This window comes from Affinundibacterium seohonense (genome assembly GCF_014284305.1).
In the GTDB taxonomy this organism is placed as follows: Bacteria; Pseudomonadota; Gammaproteobacteria; order Burkholderiales; family Burkholderiaceae_D; genus Undibacterium; species Undibacterium seohonense.
Genome location: NZ_JACOFW010000053.1, coordinates 1 through 5,820, shown reverse-complemented (window position 1 = coordinate 5,820; position 5,820 = coordinate 1). Strand labels below are relative to the sequence as shown.

1 protein-coding gene is annotated in these 5,820 nt (G+C 54.7%); it reads left to right on the top strand.

Annotated features, from left to right (window positions below; translation table 11 throughout):
* Positions 1–5,820 (top strand): beta strand repeat-containing protein (locus H8K52_RS20445; RefSeq protein WP_222613871.1); only part of this gene is annotated, 5,820 nt, incomplete at both ends.

Here is a 5,820-nt window from a genome sequence, read left to right as displayed (position 1 = left end):
CGGTCACCGTCGCCACAATCAATGACGCCATCGTCGATTCCGCGTCCCCAGAATCCTTACCATTGGTGATCGGTGGTGTAACAGGCAATGGCGGTATTATTGATGATGACCAACCAAGCATCACCACCGTCGAACCAGGTGCACCAGGCGTTGCTGGTGACAATGTGGTCGAAGGCAATGACTTGGTCTACACCGTGTCTCTGTCAGCAACAACGACAGTCGCCTCAACTTACGCTTACGACTTAGGCGGCGGTACAGCAACAGCCGGTGCTGATTACAACAGCACAGCCACATTTAGCAATGGCGTGACCTTAGTCGGTGGCAGCCTGATCGTTCCAGCTGGTGTCAGTACCTTCACCGTCACCGTCGCGACGATTAACGACAGTGTCGTCGATTCCGCCTCACCAGAATCCTTACCATTGGTGATCGGTGGGGTAACAGGCAACGGCGGTATCTTGGATGATGACCAACCAAGCATCACCACCGTCGAACCAGGCGCACCAGGCGTTGCTGGTGACAATGTGGTCGAAGGCAATGACTTGGTCTACACAGTCTCCTTGTCCGCAACAACAACCGTCGCCTCAACCTATGCTTACAACTTAGGCGGCGGTACAGCCACAGCCGGTGCCGATTACAACAGCACAGCCACATTTAGCAATGGCGTGACTTTAGTTGGTGGCAGCCTGATCGTTCCAGCCGGTGTTTCCAGCTTCACGGTCACCGTCGCCACAATCAATGACGCCATCGTCGATTCCGCGTCCCCAGAATCCTTACCATTGGTCATTGGTGGTGTGACAGGCAATGGCGGTATCTTGGATGATGACCAACCAAGCATCACCACAGTGGAACCAGGCGCACCAGGCGTCGCTGGTGACAATGTGGTCGAAGGCAATGACTTGGTCTACACCGTGTCTCTGTCAGCAACCACAACAGTAGCAGCGACTTACGCTTACAACTTAGGCGGTGGTACAGCGACAGCGGGTGCCGATTACAACAGCACAGCCACATTTAGCAATGGCGTGACCTTAGTTGGTGGCAGCCTGATCGTTCCAGTCGGTGTTTCCAGCTTCACGGTCACCGTCGCCACAATCAACGACAGTGTCGTCGATTCCGCGTCCCCAGAATCCTTACCATTGGTGATCGGTGGCGTAACTGGCAACGGCGGCATTATTGATGATGACCAACCAAGCATCACCACAGTGGAACCAGGCGCACCAGGCGTTGCTGGTGACAATGTGGTCGAAGGCAATGACTTGGTCTATACCGTGTCTCTGTCAGCAACAACAACTGTAGCCTCAACCTATGCTTACAACTTAGGCGGCGGTACAGCGACAGCGGGTGCCGATTACAACAGCACAGCCACATTTAGCAATGGCGTGACCTTAGTCGGTGGCAACCTGATCGTTCCAGTCGGTGTTTCCAGCTTCACGGTCACCGTCGCCACAATCAACGACAGTGTCGTCGATTCCGCGTCCCCAGAATCCTTACCATTGGTGATCGGTGGCGTAACAGGCAATGGCGGTATTATTGATGATGACCAACCAAGCATCACGACAGTGGAACCAGGCGCACCAGGCGTTGCTGGTGACAATGTGGTCGAAGGCAATGATCTCGTCTACACCGTCAGCTTAAGCGCAACAACAACTGTTGCCTCAACCTATGCTTACAACTTAGGCGGTGGTACAGCGACAGCCGGTGCCGATTACAACAGCACAGCCACATTTAGCAATGGCGTCACTTTAGTCGGTGGCAGCCTGATCGTACCAGCTGGCGTTAGTACCTTCACGGTCACCGTTGCGACGATCAACGACAGTGTCGTTGATTCCGCCTCCCCAGAATCCTTACCATTGGTCATTGGCGGTGTAACAGGCAATGGCGGCATCATTGATGATGACCAACCAAGCATCACCACCGTCGAACCAGGCGCACCAGGCGTCGCAGGTGACAATGTGGTCGAAGGCAATGACTTGGTCTACACAGTCTCCTTGTCCGCAACAACAACAGTCGCAGCGACCTATGCTTACAACTTAGGCGGTGGTACAGCGACAGCCGGTGCCGATTACAACAGCACAGCCACATTTAGCAATGGCGTCACTTTAGTCGGTGGCAGCCTGATCGTACCAGCTGGCGTTAGTACCTTCACGGTCACCGTTGCGACGATCAACGACAGTGTCGTTGATTCCGCCTCCCCAGAATCCTTACCATTGGTCATTGGCGGTGTAACAGGCAATGGCGGTATCTTGGATGATGACCAACCAAGCATCACCACCGTCGAACCAGGCGCACCAGGCGTCGCTGGTGACAATGTGGTCGAAGGCAATGACTTGGTCTACACCGTCTCCTTGTCCGCAACCACAACCGTTGCCTCAACCTATGCTTACAACTTAGGCGGTGGTACAGCAACAGCCGGTGCCGATTACAACAGCACAGCCACGTTCAGCAATGGTGTGACCTTAGTCGGTGGCAGCCTGATCGTTCCCGCTGGCGTGAGTACCTTCACCGTCACCGTTGCGACGATCAACGACAGTGTCGTCGATTCCGCGTCCCCAGAATCCTTACCATTGGTCATTGGCGGTGTAACAGGCAATGGCGGTATCTTGGATGATGACCAACCAAGCATCACCACCGTCGAACCAGGCGCACCAGGTGTCGCTGGTGACAATGTGGTCGAAGGCAATGATCTCGTCTACACCGTCAGCTTAAGCGCAACCACAACTGTGGCGTCTACTTACGCTTACAACTTAGGCGGTGGTACAGCGACAGCGGGTGCCGATTACAACAGCACCGCCACATTTAGCAATGGCGTGACTTTAGTCGGTGGCAGCCTGATCGTTCCAGCCGGTGTTTCCAGCTTCACGGTCACCGTCGCCACAATCAACGACAGTGTCGTCGATTCCGCCTCACCAGAATCCTTACCATTGGTGATCGGTGGGGTAACAGGCAACGGCGGTATCTTGGATGATGACCAACCAAGCATCACCACAGTGGAACCAGGCGCACCAGGCGTCGCTGGTGACAATGTGGTCGAAGGCAATGATCTCGTCTACACCGTCAGCTTAAGCGCAACCACAACTGTGGCGTCTACTTACGCTTACAACTTAGGCGGTGGTACAGCGACAGCGGGTGCCGATTACAACAGCACAGCCACATTTAGCAATGGTGTCACTTTAGTCGGTGGCAGCCTGATCGTTCCAGCAGGTGTGAGTACCTTCACGGTCACCGTCGCCACAATCAACGACAGTGTCGTCGATTCCGCCTCCCCAGAATCCTTACCATTGGTCATTGGCGGTGTAACAGGCAATGGCGGTATTATTGATGATGACCAACCAAGCATCACCACAGTCGAACCAGGCGCACCAGGCGTCGCTGGTGACAATGTGGTCGAAGGCAATGATCTGGTCTACACCGTGTCTCTGTCAGCAACCACAACCGTTGCTTCCACTTACGCTTACAACTTAGGTGGAGGTAGCGCGACAGCGGGTGCCGATTACACCAGCACGCCAACGTTCAGCAATGGTGTCACCTTAGTCGGTGGCAGCCTGATTGTGCCGGCCGGTGTTTCCAGCTTCACGGTCACCGTCGCCACAATCAACGACAGTGTCGTCGATTCCGCCTCACCAGAATCCTTACCATTGGTGATCGGTGGCGTAACAGGCAATGGCGGTATCTTGGATGATGACCAACCAAGTATCACCACAGTGGAACCAGGCGCACCAGGCGTTGCTGGTGACAATGTGATCGAAGGCAATGACTTGGTCTACACCGTCTCCTTGTCCGCAACAACAACCGTAGCGTCCACTTACGCTTACAACTTAGGCGGTGGTACAGCGACAGCGGGTGCCGATTACAACAGCACAGCCACGTTCAGTAATGGTGTGACCTTAGTCGGTGGCAGCCTGATTGTTCCAGCTGGCGTGAGTACCTTCACGGTCACCGTCGCGACGATTAACGACAGTGTCGTCGATTCCGCCTCACCAGAATCCTTACCATTGGTGATCGGTGGGGTAACAGGCAACGGCGGTATCTTGGATGATGACCAACCAAGCATCACGACAGTGGAACCAGGCGCACCAGGCGTTGCTGGTGACAATGTGGTCGAAGGCAATGATCTCGTCTACACCGTCAGCTTAAGCGCAACAACAACTGTGGCGTCGACTTACGCTTACAACTTAGGCGGTGGTACAGCAACAGCCGGTGCCGATTACAACAGCACAGCCACGTTCAGCAATGGTGTGACCTTAGTCGGTGGCAGCCTGATCGTTCCCGCTGGCGTGAGTACCTTCACCGTCACCGTTGCGACGATCAACGACAGTGTCGTCGATTCCGCGTCCCCAGAATCCTTACCATTGGTCATTGGCGGTGTAACAGGCAATGGCGGTATCTTGGATGATGACCAACCAAGCATCACCACCGTCGAACCAGGCGCACCAGGTGTCGCTGGTGACAATGTGGTCGAAGGCAATGATCTCGTCTACACCGTGTCTCTGTCAGCAACCACAACAGTAGCAGCGACTTACGCTTACAACTTAGGCGGTGGTACAGCGACAGCGGGTGCCGATTACAACAGCACGGCCACATTTAGCAATGGCGTGACTTTAGTCGGTGGCAGCCTTATCGTTCCAGCAGGTGTGAGTACCTTCACGGTCACTGTCGCGACGATCAACGACAGTGTCGTCGATTCCGCCTCACCAGAATCCTTACCATTGGTGATCGGTGGGGTAACAGGCAACGGCGGCATTATTGATGATGACCAACCAAGCATCACCACAGTGGAACCAGGCGCACCAGGCGTTGCTGGTGACAATGTGGTCGAAGGCAATGACTTGGTCTATACCGTGTCTCTGTCAGCAACCACAACCGTAGCAGCGACTTACGCTTACAACTTAGGCGGCGGTACAGCGACAGCGGGTGCCGATTACAACAGCACAGCCACATTTAGCAATGGCGTGACCTTAGTCGGTGGCAACCTGATCGTTCCAGTCGGTGTTTCCAGCTTCACAGTCACCGTCGGTACGATCAACGACGCCATCGTCGATTCCGCTTCACCAGAATCCTTACCATTGGTGATCGGTGGTGTGACAGGCAATGGCGGTATTATTGATGACGACCAACCAAGCATCACCACAGTCGAACCAGGTGCGCCAGGCCTTGCTGGTGACAATGTCGTCGAAGGTAATGACTTGGTCTACACAGTCAGCTTAAGCGCAACAACGACAGTCGCTGCCACGTACGCTTACAACTTAGGCGGTGGTACAGCGACAGCGGGTGCCGATTACAACAGCACAGCCACGTTCAGTAATGGTGTGACCTTAGTCGGTGGCAGCCTGATCGTTCCAGCTGGCGTGAGTACCTTCACGGTGACCGTCGCCACGATCAACGACAGTGTCGTCGATTCCGCCTCACCAGAATCCTTACCATTGGTAATCGGTGGGGTAACAGGCAACGGCGGCATCATTGATGATGACCAACCAAGCATCACCACCGTCGAACCAGGCGCACCAGGCGTCGCTGGTGACAATGTGGTCGAAGGCAATGATCTCGTCTACACCGTCAGCTTAAGCGCAACCACAACTGTGGCGTCCACTTACGCTTACAACTTAGGCGGTGGTACAGCAACAGCCGGTGCCGATTACAACAGCACAGCCACATTTAGCAATGGTGTCACCTTAGTCGGTGGCAGCCTGATTGTTCCCGCCGGTGTTTCCAGCTTCACGGTCACCGTCGCCACAATCAATGACGCCATCGTCGATTCCGCGTCCCCAGAATCCTTACCATTGGTCATTGGTGGTGTGACAGGCAATGGCGGTATCTTGGATGATG